The 12,595-nt window shown below is 35.8% G+C and carries 12 protein-coding genes; 7 read left to right on the top strand and 5 right to left on the bottom strand.

Annotation, left to right across the window (positions count from 1 at the left end):
* The first annotated feature begins 6 nt into the window (after nt 1-6).
* Nucleotides 7-1,200: a murein hydrolase activator EnvC family protein gene (locus DKG80_RS18415; RefSeq protein ID WP_109832844.1), complete on the top strand. Its 1,194-nt coding sequence runs from the start codon at nt 7-9 to the stop codon at nt 1,198-1,200.
* A 120-nt stretch (nt 1,201-1,320) separates the two neighbouring features.
* Nucleotides 1,321-3,108 (top strand): MutS-related protein, encoded by a 1,788-nt coding sequence (locus tag DKG80_RS18410; RefSeq protein ID WP_109832843.1) that lies wholly within the window; start codon nt 1,321-1,323, stop codon nt 3,106-3,108.
* Between the two features lie 56 nt (nt 3,109-3,164).
* Here DKG80_RS18410 and ccsA (DKG80_RS18405) read toward each other — a convergent pair whose 3' ends face one another.
* From ccsA (DKG80_RS18405) to DKG80_RS18385, 5 genes are read right to left on the bottom strand one after another with little or no spacing between them, the layout of a single operon-like run.
* Entirely contained in the window at nt 3,165-5,693 is a 2,529-nt protein-coding gene (gene ccsA / locus DKG80_RS18405; protein WP_109832842.1) for a cytochrome c biogenesis protein CcsA, read from the bottom strand.
* A gap of 18 nt (nt 5,694-5,711) precedes the next feature.
* Nucleotides 5,712-6,125: a cytochrome c maturation protein CcmE domain-containing protein gene (locus tag DKG80_RS18400; RefSeq protein ID WP_109832841.1), complete on the bottom strand. Its 414-nt coding sequence runs from the start codon at nt 6,123-6,125 to the stop codon at nt 5,712-5,714.
* 5 nt (nt 6,126-6,130) lie between these two features.
* The gene (locus DKG80_RS18395; RefSeq protein ID WP_109832877.1) at nt 6,131-6,379 is read right to left on the bottom strand and encodes a CcmD family protein; all 249 of its coding nucleotides are present in this window, start codon (nt 6,377-6,379) and stop codon (nt 6,131-6,133) included.
* A gap of 41 nt (nt 6,380-6,420) precedes the next feature.
* The gene (gene ccsA / locus DKG80_RS18390; protein WP_109832876.1) at nt 6,421-7,083 is read right to left on the bottom strand and encodes a cytochrome c biogenesis protein CcsA; all 663 of its coding nucleotides are present in this window, start codon (nt 7,081-7,083) and stop codon (nt 6,421-6,423) included.
* Between the two features lie 11 nt (nt 7,084-7,094).
* Nucleotides 7,095-7,766 (bottom strand): heme exporter protein CcmB, encoded by a 672-nt coding sequence (locus tag DKG80_RS18385; RefSeq protein WP_109832875.1) that lies wholly within the window; start codon nt 7,764-7,766, stop codon nt 7,095-7,097.
* Between the two features lie 107 nt (nt 7,767-7,873).
* On the opposite strand from DKG80_RS18385, the gene DKG80_RS18380 reads away from it, so the two are divergent.
* From DKG80_RS18380 to DKG80_RS18360, 5 genes are read left to right on the top strand one after another with little or no spacing between them, the layout of a single operon-like run.
* Nucleotides 7,874-8,893 (top strand): NAD-dependent epimerase/dehydratase family protein, encoded by a 1,020-nt coding sequence (locus DKG80_RS18380; protein WP_109832840.1) that lies wholly within the window; start codon nt 7,874-7,876, stop codon nt 8,891-8,893.
* Nucleotides 8,894-8,905: 12 nt separating this feature from the next.
* Nucleotides 8,906-9,778, top strand: a complete 873-nt coding sequence (gene rfbA / locus DKG80_RS18375; protein WP_109832839.1) for a glucose-1-phosphate thymidylyltransferase RfbA — start codon at nt 8,906-8,908, stop codon at nt 9,776-9,778.
* Nucleotides 9,775-10,338: a dTDP-4-dehydrorhamnose 3,5-epimerase gene (rfbC, locus tag DKG80_RS18370; RefSeq protein WP_109832838.1), complete on the top strand. Its 564-nt coding sequence runs from the start codon at nt 9,775-9,777 to the stop codon at nt 10,336-10,338. Before rfbA ends, rfbC begins: the two co-directional genes overlap by 4 nt.
* Nucleotides 10,331-11,272 (top strand): UDP-glucuronic acid decarboxylase family protein, encoded by a 942-nt coding sequence (locus DKG80_RS18365; RefSeq protein WP_109832837.1) that lies wholly within the window; start codon nt 10,331-10,333, stop codon nt 11,270-11,272. The genes rfbC and DKG80_RS18365 overlap by 8 nt, the downstream gene beginning before the upstream one ends.
* A gap of 3 nt (nt 11,273-11,275) precedes the next feature.
* Nucleotides 11,276-12,529 carry a nucleotide sugar dehydrogenase gene (locus DKG80_RS18360; protein WP_109832836.1) on the top strand — a complete coding sequence of 418 codons (1,254 nt, stop codon included), beginning with the start codon at nt 11,276-11,278 and terminating at the stop codon, nt 12,527-12,529.
* Nucleotides 12,530-12,595: the final 66 nt, after the last annotated feature.

Here is a 12,595-nt window from a genome sequence, read left to right as displayed (position 1 = left end):
ATAAGTGTGACACGCCTTCTGGTTTCTATTCTTCTTATTTTTTCTTTCTTTTCGCTAGCTGCTCAAAAGAGCAAAAACCAGTTAGAAAAAGAAAAACTGGAGAACCAGAAAAAAATTTCTGAGGCACAGAAGATCCTTAAGGAAACTGAAACTGAAAAAAGAGCAACTCTTGGTCAATTAAAAGCACTCAATCAGCAGATCAAAATCCGAAAAGATCTTATCTCTGCTATCAATGAAGAAATTCAATTAATGGATGGTGAGATCGGAGATTTGACAATAGTGACAGATGCTATGGAATCAGATCTACAAGCTCTCAAAGAAGAGTATGCTGAGATGATCTATGATGCATATAAATCTCAGAACTCATATGATCAATTGACTTTTCTTTTTTCATCAGAGACATTCAATCAGCTTTTTAGAAGGTTGAAATATCTAGAACAATATTCTAATGCTAGAGAGCGTCAAGTAGAACAAATAGAGATGGTTCGTGATGCATTGAACTTGCAAAAAGATGATCTGCTAATTAAGAAAGAGGAACAAGCAAAACTTCTTAGATCTAAGATCAAAGAGAATAAGAGTTTACTCACTTTAAAAAGCAAGCAAAGCCAAGTTGTACAAGAGTTGGGGCAGCGTGAAAAGGAACTCAAGAAGGAGTTAGCAAAAAGACAAGATGCGATCAAGCGGTTGGATAAACTACTCGCTGATATAGTTCGAAAAGAGATTGAAAAATCCAATAATGGCAAGGTCTCAGATGCCATAGTTTTATCGGTTGATGGAGCAAAGCTTTCAGCTTTATTTGAAAGTAGTAAAAACAAAATTACATGGCCAGTAGCGTCTGGCTTTGTTTCAGAGAAATTTGGAAAGCATCCACACCCTGTACTTAAAGGGATAATGGTAGAGAATCAAGGGGTAGATATTCAAACGGAGAAAGGAGCTAACGTAAAATCTGTATTTGAGGGCAAAGTAGCTAGAACGGCTTTTGTTCCTGGAATGAATAGTGTTGTAATCATACAACATGGAGACTACTATACGCTTTATGCTAAGTTGAAAGAAGTAAATGTAAAAAAGGGACAAGTTGTCAAAAAAAACCAAAGTGTCGGTACAGTCTACACTAATAGCGAAGGAATATCAGAGCTTCAGTTCCAAGTTTGGAAAAACATTGAACGACTTGATCCAGAAAAGTGGCTGTTGAATAAATAACTTCTATTATATAAAATTCGTTTGTGAAACCTATCAAAATCTATTGCAAAGCTGTTTAGACTTACTATTGCGTGTAATTATCTTATGGATTCTATATAAAACAAAGCGGGCAAAATTTATATGAGCACCCCATCATTAAAATCTTTCTTCAGAGAAAGAGAAACTCAATACCAATCAAACATAGAAAATCTCAAATCTAGATCAACTAGGATTGGTTGGTTAAGACTTATTTTATTCTTGGCTTACATCGCGTTCTGTATCTATTCGCTTAGTCTTTCAAAATTAGAATGGGTGCTCGGAGTTTCTGTAGTTTTTGCTCCGTTATTTGGATGGTTAGTCAGACTTCACAATAAAGCACGATTCGAAAGAGAACAATGCAAGCACCTCATTGAAATCAATGAAGATGAGATTAAAAGAATTTCGGGAGACCTCAAATCCATTTATGATGGTGGGTATGAAGCAGATTCATCTCACCCGTATGCTGTAGACATGGATGTTTTTGGTCGAAATTCACTATTTCAATTACTCAACCGATCTAGGTTAAAAGGATCCATGAATAAAATGGCTTCTTGGCTTCTTAATCACGAGAGCTCAAAAGAAGTTTTAAGTAGACAATCAGCAGTAAAAGAACTTTCAGAGAGCATTGATTTCCGTCAAGAACTTACGGCATATAGTTATCATCAAAAAGATGATGATTCTAAGGAGTTAACCGATCTTATATATTGGTTAAGGAATAATTTGAATGGGATTGATAAACCTATTTTCAAAGTGGCTAAGTTTTTTTTGCCAATACTTTCAGTTTCTATGATAATAGGTTGGTGGATGATAGGTCTGAGTTATCATTGGCTTTTACTTCCAGTATTTCTAAATACTCTCGTTTTACGCCCTGTATTTTTTCCTTTAATTGAGTTTGCAAAGGAGTTTGACCAAGTGCATCATCGCATTAGGTCATATGCATTGTCTATTGATTTGATCAATTCTCAAAAATTTGAATCAAAGAAATTAATTGAGATTCAAAATGAATTAAAAGACGCAGGTCCAGCTATTACCTCTCTTTCTAAAATTCTACATTTTCTTCAAGGTAGAGCAAACCTTTTTTATCAACCTGTGAATGCATTCTTTGTGTTGGATTTATATGGCTTTCAAGCAGCAGTAAACTGGAAAAAGAATTATGAACTAAGAATGGATGGATGGTTAAAAGCTATCGAAGAATTACATGTGTTATCAGATATTGGATCTTATGCTTTCGCTAATTCCGATAATACATATCCTACAGTTCATGATTCTATGTCTACGATAAAGGCTGTTGGAATAGGGCACCCATTACTGAAGTCACAAGGAAGAGTTTATAATGATTTTGAACATGAACCTTCACAAAAAGTCGGCTTGATTACCGGTTCTAATATGTCTGGAAAGAGTACCTTTTTAAGAACAGTAGGGGTAAACTTGATACTTGCTCAGATGGGAGCTCCAGTTTGTGCAAAGGAGTTTAACTGTCCTTCCATTCAGCTATTCAGTAGTATGCGAACTACGGATAACCTAGAGGAAAGTGTAAGTTCATTTTATGCAGAACTTAAGCGACTACAACAACTGCTCAAGTCACTCAAAAAAGGTGACCTGATCTATTTCATGTTAGATGAAATTCTTAAAGGAACTAACTCAGAAGACAGACACAAAGGTGCCATTTCTTTAATTAATCAGCTGATAGAGACAGATAGTATGGGATTGATTTCGACTCATGACATTGAGCTTAGTGAAATGTCAACAGAAGAAAATAGAGTAATTAACTATAGTTTCAATAGTATAATAGATGGGGATGAAATCATCTTTGACTATAAACTTACTGATGGAGTATGTCAAAGCTTTAATGCCTCAAAACTCATGCAAAATATGGGGATAATTAAATAATTTCGTCTTTTGTTGATAAGTGATTCGATTAAATAGGATAAAAGTAAGGAGTATTGTTACTCTTGCCCCTTTTTCTTCATTTTTACGAACTCTTGATATCTTCTATTTATTGCTATACCAAAGCCAATCATCATTACAATAGTCCCCAACCAAAGAATATTAATGAATGGCTTCTCTACTGCCTCTAGAATGACCCAATCTTTTTGAGTAGTATCTACTCCGATGGTAAAATTATTTGATTCAGGGCTTACATTCACGATGCTTAATTTAATACCTAAGTCTTGAATGGTGAAAGGCATCATACCTGCTTGCATGTCTTTAATAATGTAAAGAGGTTTCGCAGAATAGTTTTTCTCCTCTCCTTGCACAGTGAATGTAGCTTGTATAGCCACGTCTTTTTCTGATAGTTCTACACCATCTACGTCAAAAATTCTTTCAACTTTATCAAGGGTAGAAACATAGTCATTAGCGAAAAACTGTTGTCCTATTTTTACGTCTTGATCCTTTCTTCCTCTCCATTTAGACTCTTCATTTGGATCTGGAAAGGTTCTTACATGAGTATACATATCGAATCCAAAGTTCTTATCAATGTCAGGAGACATGACTGTCATATTCATTTTCTCGTTGATTTGAACAGTGGGGTATAATGTGAATGTATTACCTCCTTCTTTGATATAGTCAATTTTAAAATAGCTAGTTTCAGGGTTGAATAATTCTAGTGTATCACCTTTCTTAAAAATTACCTGATCGTCTTGTTTGATATCTTGAAGTGTATAAACATGAGTTTCGCTGAATTGAAATAGTTCGTTGGAGCTAATGTATCCATTGTAGCCCTGTATTCTCTTCTTAGTACCTCTATACAATAATGTGTAATCTCCCATTTTCACTGGTTCGTTTTGGAAGAGAAGTAAATTTTTTTGGTTGATTTCATCAGGTAAATCATTACTCCAAACCCTGCCGGTATAATTAAGGGAAATTATTTTTGAATAACCAGATGAAAATAAGATTCCAATCAACATCATTGCTATTCCGATATGCGTGATTGCTCCTCCTGACAGATTGATATTAGTTTTCCACCTGTCAATCAGAATTTTTGCATTAGCAATAATCGCATATAATCCTGAAATCAAAACAATGATATATATAGGATTTTGTATCCCCTTAGCTAAGATTATTATGGCTGCAACGACCATTGTAATGATCACAGGTCCAACCAATGCATCTTTGAGTTTCGATTGATCCATTTTATTCCACCAAAAGAACTGCCCAGTTCCCGATAGAATAGCGATCAAAACCCCACCCCAAATTTGAAACTTAGTATAAAACTCTACTTGATCCACAGGAGGTGCCATATTAGATTCAAACCCCAACCCCTCAACAATAGCATTCCAAACAGGTATAGAAGTAGGAATAATGACTTGGAAACCCATTAGACAAAGTACTGTCGCACCCATAAAAATCCAGAATTCACGAGAATAAGTTGAAACCTCTTTTTCATCTGAACCAAGATGCTTCCATGATTTTATGATTAAAACAGTCGTGCCAATCAAGAAGAAAAGTAAATAAACCAAGAGCTGACCAGAAAGTCCTAAATCGGTAAAAGAGTGAACAGAAGAGTCTCCAAGTATCCCACTTCTTGTCAGGAATGTTGAATATACAATCAATAAAAACGCAGACAAAGAAAGAACAATGGATGACTTTAATGCTGTCGTGCTTTTTTTGAAAGCGATCATAGTGTGTATGGCTCCAATCAATATCAACCAAGGTACATACACAGCATTTTCTACAGGATCCCAGTTCCAGTATCCTCCAAAGTTTAGCGTTTCATATGCCCAATACGCTCCCATTAATATTCCTACCCCGAGAGTTACACCTGAGAATAAACTCCAAGGTAATGCAGGGCGGATCCATTCTCTAAACCTTCCAATCCAAAGACCAGCAACACAATACGCGAAAGGAATCAAAGTTGTAGCAAAGCCCAAGAATAGCATGGGAGGATGAATCACCATCCAATAATTTTGTAATAATGGATTCAATCCAGAACCATCTTCTGGGATGAAATCTGGATTAGTGTCAAATATAGGAGCATCCATTACATCTTTTAGAAGCATGAACGGAGAGCTTCCAATTTTAATGCTACCGATTACCACTCCAAGGATCATTGACAGAAGGAAAGCTTGAACCAGAGCGAAAATTGCCATTACGGGGGCTTCCCAAAACTTATTAGTTTTGATTAAAATCAAGCCTAATACTACATTCCAAAATATCCAAAGTAAGAATGATCCTTCTTGACCTTCCCAGAAGGCTGATATTTGATAATAAACGGGTAGTATTGAAGAACTGTGACTATACGCATAATGATATTCAAAGTAGCCTTGGTTAATAATAAAGAACAACGTAATAACAGTTCCTACCGAACCGATAGAATGAGTTATAAAAGCTATTCTTGAAAACGATTGCCATTGTTGCTTTTCAGTTTCTGATTTAGAGGATACAGAAAAAGCATACCCTAAAGCTGAAACAATAGCAGTCACAAACGAGGCAATAACCAAGAAGTGTCCAAACGAACCAATAAATAAATGCATGTTAGATGTTTTTAAAGATCAGGCTTGGCCTACTTCAATTGTCTCTTCCTGATATTTTGAAGGACACTTCATTAAGATCTTAGAGGCTAGAAAAGATTCTCCGTGATAAGCTCCTACTACTACTACTTGTTCAGATCTAAGGAAATCTGTAGGCATCGGTTCATTGAAATATACTCGTTGTGTAATACCTTCATTATCTACTAGTAGAAAAGAGAAAGATAGTTTATCTGAAGAATCTTTAATTCCCATAATATCACCTGCTGGACTTTTTGCTAATGTACCCACGACATGGATTTTCTTATCATTGCCATTCTCAGCCAACTCTTTTGCTTTTCCAAAACCGACATAGGTACTCGCATCTCCTGCTGTTGAAATGATGACCATAATAGCAACTGCGATGACTACTATTCCTAGAATGTGTGATTTCTTCATGATTATTAGTTACCCAACTCCTCTTTTTCGAGTTTGGACATTTTTTGATCTAAACGGTATATGTAAGTTGTAATACCTACAAAAATGATTAATATGACTCCGACTACGACATATATTTTGCCGTTTTGTCGCATGATGTCAGCCATTTCTACCTTGTTGTTTTGGTAGTCGTCTTCGGTGATTTTGTATTTTTCATTCTGAGTGAAGGCTGAAATACTAATCATCATGAATATTATAAGTAAAATTTTTTTCATCATTCTGTTCTTTTGATATCCAACATATGTTGAGTCGAACATCATTTATTCTCTTTTCTTAATTTGTATTCCTCAAAACGAATTTTAATAGAAGCGATCCAAACACCATATAGCGTCCAACCAATTACAGCAGGGTAAAACACCATTCTCAGTTTGCTATCTAAGTCATAAAAATTGAACCCCGGGTTTCCTCCGCTTCCTGGATGAAGTGAGTCAGTCATTCTAGGAAGTATAAATAATAATGGGATCATAGCAAAAAACGCAAAAATGTTATATACACTTGAGATTCTAGCCCGCTGAATTTCGTCTTCAAAAGAGCTTCTTAATACGAAATAGGCTGCATAAATAAGGATAGAAATAGCAGCACCGTTTTGTTTAGGATCTCCACTCCAGTAATCTCCCCATGTATATCTAGCCCAAAGCATTCCAGTTACAATTCCTAAAATCCCGAATAAAATTCCAATGCTTGCATAGGCTTCCGAACGAATGTCATGTTTTAAAGAATTTGATGATAGGTATTTTATAGCATTTACTAGTGATCCTATAAATAATAGAATCATCCCAAACCACATGCATACATGAAAGTATTGATTTCTTATAGTTTCATTGAGGATGTTTAATCTAGGTACGTCCATTAATAACCCTCCAACGAGAGTATAAACTAAAATCGATATGGCTAGAATTTTCCACCAGTGGCTTTTCAATAGATGCATATTCAACTTCTCCAGAGATAAGGAAACAACATCAACGCCAGAGCGCCGATGATTATGTCAATAGCGAACAAAGTTAGGATTTCATCGATACTTTCTCCTCTGTCTAATCCATCAATTGCATTTTTTGTGATTTTAATAATCATCATTACTAAAGGGATTACTACAGGAAATGAAAGAATAGCCATCAACATGCCATTGTTTTGAGTCTTAGAAGCGATTCCAGACATTAGTGTCAATGAAATAGAAAAACCAATGGTTCCTAATAAAACAGAAGTAAGAAAAATCAGTTGATCTTGAACAGGGTTGTCAAGTATAAGGCTGAATATGGAGTACGCAATTAGTGAAAGAAGAACAAGAAAAATTGTGTTGTAGATTATTTTCGATATTATGATGCTTATTGGTTTGACCAAATTGAAATAATAAAGTTGGCGAGAAGAACTCTCTTGAATAAAACTCTTAGAAATAGCACTTACGGCAGAGAATAGCATAATAATCCAAAACAAGGCATTCCATGCAAATGGGTTAAGGCCACCGCGCTGAACGTTGAATGTTAAATAGCATATGAAAATTGTCGAAATAGTGTACAATAGGACACCATTTATGGCATACTTGTGACGCCATTCGAGAATCACCTCTTTACCCAATAAAGTTTTGACTTCTTTTGGAATACTCATATTCATTGGCAAATTTAGAACAAAGCCTTTAATCACATTGCAATAATTATTCTCTTTGAATACTGCTACAATCCAATTAGCATTGCAAAAACCTTTTAGCAAACCTTATGCCTCATCAAATTCAGAATGTCTTAGTCACTGGTGTAGCTGGCTTTATAGGATTCCATCTTTCGCAAAAACTGGCCAAAGAGGGGTTTAACGTCATAGGAATAGATAATGTAAATGATTATTATGATGTTGACCTTAAAGAAGCAAGGCTTAAAATCTTAGGTGATTTAGAAGGTTATTCATTTTATAAGATTGACCTTAATGATGTTCAATTAAAATCGATTTTTGAAAAACATAGTATTGATGCTGTTGTCAATCTTGCAGCTCAGGCTGGAGTAAGACATTCAATTGAGCACCCTGAGGACTATGTACATTCAAATATAGCTGGCTTCGTCCATTTGATAGAAATAGCTAAGAATGCAAAGGTTAAGCATTTTCTTTATGCTTCATCTTCCTCGGTTTATGGAGCTAATAAAGATTTACCTTTCGAACCATCTAACTCTACAGATCATCCTATTTCATTGTATGCTGCATCTAAGCGTTCCAATGAGTTAATGGCACATTCTTACAGCGCGTTGTTTGATTTACCTGTTACAGGGTTGAGGTTTTTTTCAGTCTATGGTCCTTATGGACGTCCTGATATGGCTCTTTTTAAATTCACAAAGGCGATAATTGAGGGGGAGTCAATGGACGTTTATAATTATGGCAAAATGCAAAGATCATTTACGTATGTAGATGACATTTGTGAGAGTATCTTTAGACTAATAACAAAGGTTCCGCAGAAGTCAAAAGACTGGGATGGTCTTGATCGACGCCCAGATAAAAGCTTCGCTCCGTTCCGAATATTTAATATTGGGAATGATGACGTTGTTGACCTTAACTACTATGTAGAACTCATAGAAAAGAAACTTGATAAAAAGGCCACCATAAATTATTTGCCTATGCAGCCAGGAGACGTGGCAGCATCCAAACCTTCATTGGAGGAATTGGTAGAACAAATTGATTATAGACCAACGACTATTATTGAAGAAGGTATAAATAATTTTATTGACTGGTACCTAGAATATTACCAACCATAAAACCAAAAAACAATGAAGGGAATCATCCTTGCTGGTGGGTCTGGAACTAGACTTCATCCTTTAACAATGGCAGTTAGTAAACAAATTCTTCCTGTTTATGACAAGCCAATGATTTATTACCCGCTATCGACACTGATGTTAGCAGGTATACGAGAAATTTTAATCATTTCCACACCTAGAGATTTACCTCTTTTCCAAAGTTTACTTGGAGATGGTAAAGAATTGGGATGCGAGTTCCAATATGCCGTTCAAGAAAAGCCTGAAGGGTTGGCTCAAGCTTTCTTAATTGGGAAGCAGTTTATTGGGAAAGATAAGGTTGCTTTGGTGTTAGGAGATAATATTTTCTATGCTTCTGGTCTTTCTGATAAACTTCAACTAGCAGCAAATGTTGATGGAGGGCTTGTATTTGCTTATCATGTAAATGATCCAGAGAGGTATGGAGTTGTTGAGTTTGATAATGAAAGAAAAGCTGTTTCTATTGAAGAAAAACCAAAGACTCCTAAGTCAAATTATGCTGTTCCTGGTTTATACTTTTATGATAATAATGTTGTCGAAATAAGTGAAAATGTACAGCCAAGTGAAAGAGGGGAGTTAGAAATTACTTCAGTCAATAATGCCTATTTGGAGGAGGGAAAGTTGAGTGTCGAGATTCTTGATAGAGGAACAGCATGGTTAGATACAGGTACGTTTGCATCATTGATGCAAGCGGGACAGTTTGTGCAGGTTATTGAGGAGAGGCAAGGATTAAAAATAGGTTGTATTGAAGAGATCGCATTTAAAATGGGTTTTATCAATTCCGAGCAATTGGAGGAACTAGCTAAACCATTGATAAAAAGTGGTTACGGAGAATATTTGATGGACAGTTTAAAGAGATACGAACAATGAAAGTTAAAGAGTTAGAACTAGTAGGAGCCTACGCAATTCAGCCAAGACTCTTTAAAGATTCAAGAGGGTATTTTTTTGAATGGCTAAATACGGATCGATTTAAATCTGAGCTAGGGGTAGATTTTAAACCAGTACAATTTAATAGTTCAAAATCATCTAAGGGAGTATTGCGAGGTATGCATTTTCAGAATGATCCAAGGTCTCAGAATAAACTTATTGCTGTAACTCAAGGGATCATTCAAGATGTTGTTATTGACTGTCGAGCTGGTTCACCTTCGTTTGGTAAGCACTATTCTGAGGTTTTAACAGAGGGTGATAAAAATCAGCTTTTTATTCCTAGAGGTTTTGCGCACGGTTTTTTAGTGCTTTCTGATAAGGCAGAGATATTTTATGCAATAGATAATTTTTACTACCCAGAATCTGAAGGAGGTGTTATGTATAATGATCCTGAGATTGGAATTAAATGGGAATTAGATGATTCTGAAATAATCCTTTCTGATAAGGATAAATTATATAAACCATTCTTAGACAAAGACTTTAATTTCAAATACAATGACTAAAAAGAGAGTATTAATTACAGGTGGCGCAGGTTTTCTTGGATCTCATTTATGTGATAGATTCTTGGCAGAAAGGTGTCATGTGATCGCAATGGATAATCTCATTACAGGCTCATTAGAAAATATAGAGCACCTCTTTCATAGAGAAGATTTTGAATTTTATCATCATGATGTATCTAAGTTTGTACATGTTTCTGGTGATTTAGATTATATCCTTCATTTTGCTTCTCCTGCCAGTCCGATTGACTATTTAAAAATTCCTATACAGACTCTGAAAGTGGGCTCTTTAGGAACACATAATTTACTTGGGTTAGCTAAGGCTAAAGGTGCGAGAATGTTAATCGCTTCAACATCAGAAGTTTATGGGGATCCGTTGGTTCACCCTCAAACAGAAGAGTATTGGGGTAATGTAAATCCAGTTGGTCCACGTGGAGTATATGATGAAGCAAAAAGATTTCAAGAAGCAATGACAATGGCTTATCATACTTATCACGGCTTGGAAACTAGAATCGTAAGAATTTTCAATACGTTTGGCCCAAGAATGAGACTTGATGATGGAAGAGTGTTGCCAGCATTTATTGGACAAGCTTTGAGAGGAGAAGACTTGACTGCTTTCGGTGACGGTTCTCAGACTCGTTCATTTTGTTATGTAGATGATTTGATTGAAGGTATTTATAGATTGTTAATGAGTGATTGTGTAGATCCAGTTAATATTGGAAATCCTGACGAGATCACTATTAATCAGTTTGCAGAAGAAATTATCAAATTAACAGGTAGTCAATCAAAGATTATTTACAAGCCTCTCCCTAAAGATGACCCTATGCAACGTCAGCCAAATATCACTAAAGCTAAAGAGGTTTTAGGGTGGGAACCTAAATATTCAAGAAATGAAGGTTTGAAGCCGACCCTTGAGTATTTTCAGAATAAAGTCAAGTAATAGATGAAGGATTACAACGTAGCCATTATTGGTTTAGGATACGTAGGGTTACCATTAGCGGTGGCAATAGCAGAGAAGTATTTAGTCACTGGCTTCGATATCAATCAAACTAGGGTGGATGAGTTGAATCAAGGACATGATCGTACAGATGAGGTGTCAGATGAAGGCCTGAAAGCAGCAAAAAACCTAAAAATAACAACTAATCCAGAAGAACTTAAATCTGCTAACTTTTATATTGTTACGGTTCCTACCCCAATAGACGATAATAAAAATCCAGATTTGACTTTGATTAAAAAGGCTTCTGAACTTGTTGGTAAATACATTTCTCAAGGGGATATTGTAGTTTATGAGTCGACTGTTTTTCCAGGTTGTACCGAAGAGATTTGTGTGCCGATTCTAGAGAAACAGTCTCAACTTAAATTTAATAAGGGTTTTTTTTGTGGTTATTCTCCTGAGAGGATTAATCCAGGAGATAAAGATAGAGGGGTCAAGGATATCACTAAAGTGACTAGTGGTAGTACTGATAAAATTGCCTGTGAAATTGATGATTTCTATAACTCGGTGATCAAAGCAGGTACTCATTTGGCATCATCCATAAAAGTTGCAGAAGCAGCTAAGGTTATTGAAAATTCTCAACGAGATTTGAATATTGCATTTGTCAATGAGCTGTCTCTTATTTTTAATAAAATAGGTATTGACACACATGAGGTCTTGGCTGCTGCAGGGACTAAATGGAATTTTCTGCCGTTTAAGCCTGGGTTAGTCGGAGGACATTGTATTGGAGTAGATCCATATTATTTAACGCATAAAGCTGAAAGTCTTGGCTACAAGCCAGAGGTGATTCTTGCGGGTCGTCGTATCAATGACAACATGGGCAAGCATGTAGCACAAGAAGTTGTACGTTTAATGTGTCAAAAGGGAATTGAAGTAGTAAATGCAAAGGCGCTGATTTACGGAATTACTTTTAAGGAAAATTGTCCGGATGTGAGAAACACTAGGGTTGTTGACATTATAACCGAGTTGCGGAAATATAATATCAGTGTAGAGGTATATGACCCATTGGCTGATATGGAAGAAGTAAAGAAAGAATATGACATTGATTTAATAGATGTTCCTTCAGGAAAATATGCAGCAAGAATTCTTGCAGTGGCACATGGTGAGTTTAGAAATGTCAATTGGTCAGAATTATCAAATACAGGAGTTGTTTTTGATGTAAAAGGAACCTTACCGAGAGATATTGTTGATGGAAGTCTGTAACTCTTCAAGCAATTTGTAAAGGAGAAAAAAATAAGCGTAACTTTGCGCCTCTAAAAATGATTTGGT

The sequence above is a fragment of the Reichenbachiella versicolor genome, assembly GCF_003171675.1.
GTDB lineage: Bacteria > Bacteroidota > Bacteroidia > Cytophagales > Cyclobacteriaceae > Reichenbachiella > Reichenbachiella versicolor.
Note: the sequence above shows the minus strand (reverse complement) of the source record. Positions and strands in the feature narration are given on the sequence as shown.

What these genes read in the sequence shown, in the direction of transcription:
- ccsA (WP_109832842.1), bottom strand. Translation starts at nt 5,693, where the DNA reads ATGCATTTATTTATTGGTTCGTTTGGACACTTCTTGGTTATTGCCTCG.
- DKG80_RS18400 (WP_109832841.1), bottom strand. Translation starts at nt 6,125, where the DNA reads ATGAAGAAATCACACATTCTAGGAATAGTAGTCATCGCAGTTGCTATT.
- DKG80_RS18395 (WP_109832877.1), bottom strand. Translation starts at nt 6,379, where the DNA reads ATGAAAAAAATTTTACTTATAATATTCATGATGATTAGTATTTCAGCC.
- rfbC (WP_109832838.1), top strand. Translation starts at nt 9,775, where the DNA reads ATGAAAGTTAAAGAGTTAGAACTAGTAGGAGCCTACGCAATTCAGCCA.
- rfbA (WP_109832839.1), top strand. Translation starts at nt 8,906, where the DNA reads ATGAAGGGAATCATCCTTGCTGGTGGGTCTGGAACTAGACTTCATCCT.
- DKG80_RS18410 (WP_109832843.1), top strand. Translation starts at nt 1,321, where the DNA reads ATGAGCACCCCATCATTAAAATCTTTCTTCAGAGAAAGAGAAACTCAA.
- DKG80_RS18365 (WP_109832837.1), top strand. Translation starts at nt 10,331, where the DNA reads ATGACTAAAAAGAGAGTATTAATTACAGGTGGCGCAGGTTTTCTTGGA.
- DKG80_RS18385 (WP_109832875.1), bottom strand. Translation starts at nt 7,766, where the DNA reads ATGAGTATTCCAAAAGAAGTCAAAACTTTATTGGGTAAAGAGGTGATT.
- DKG80_RS18360 (WP_109832836.1), top strand. Translation starts at nt 11,276, where the DNA reads ATGAAGGATTACAACGTAGCCATTATTGGTTTAGGATACGTAGGGTTA.
- DKG80_RS18380 (WP_109832840.1), top strand. Translation starts at nt 7,874, where the DNA reads ATGCCTCATCAAATTCAGAATGTCTTAGTCACTGGTGTAGCTGGCTTT.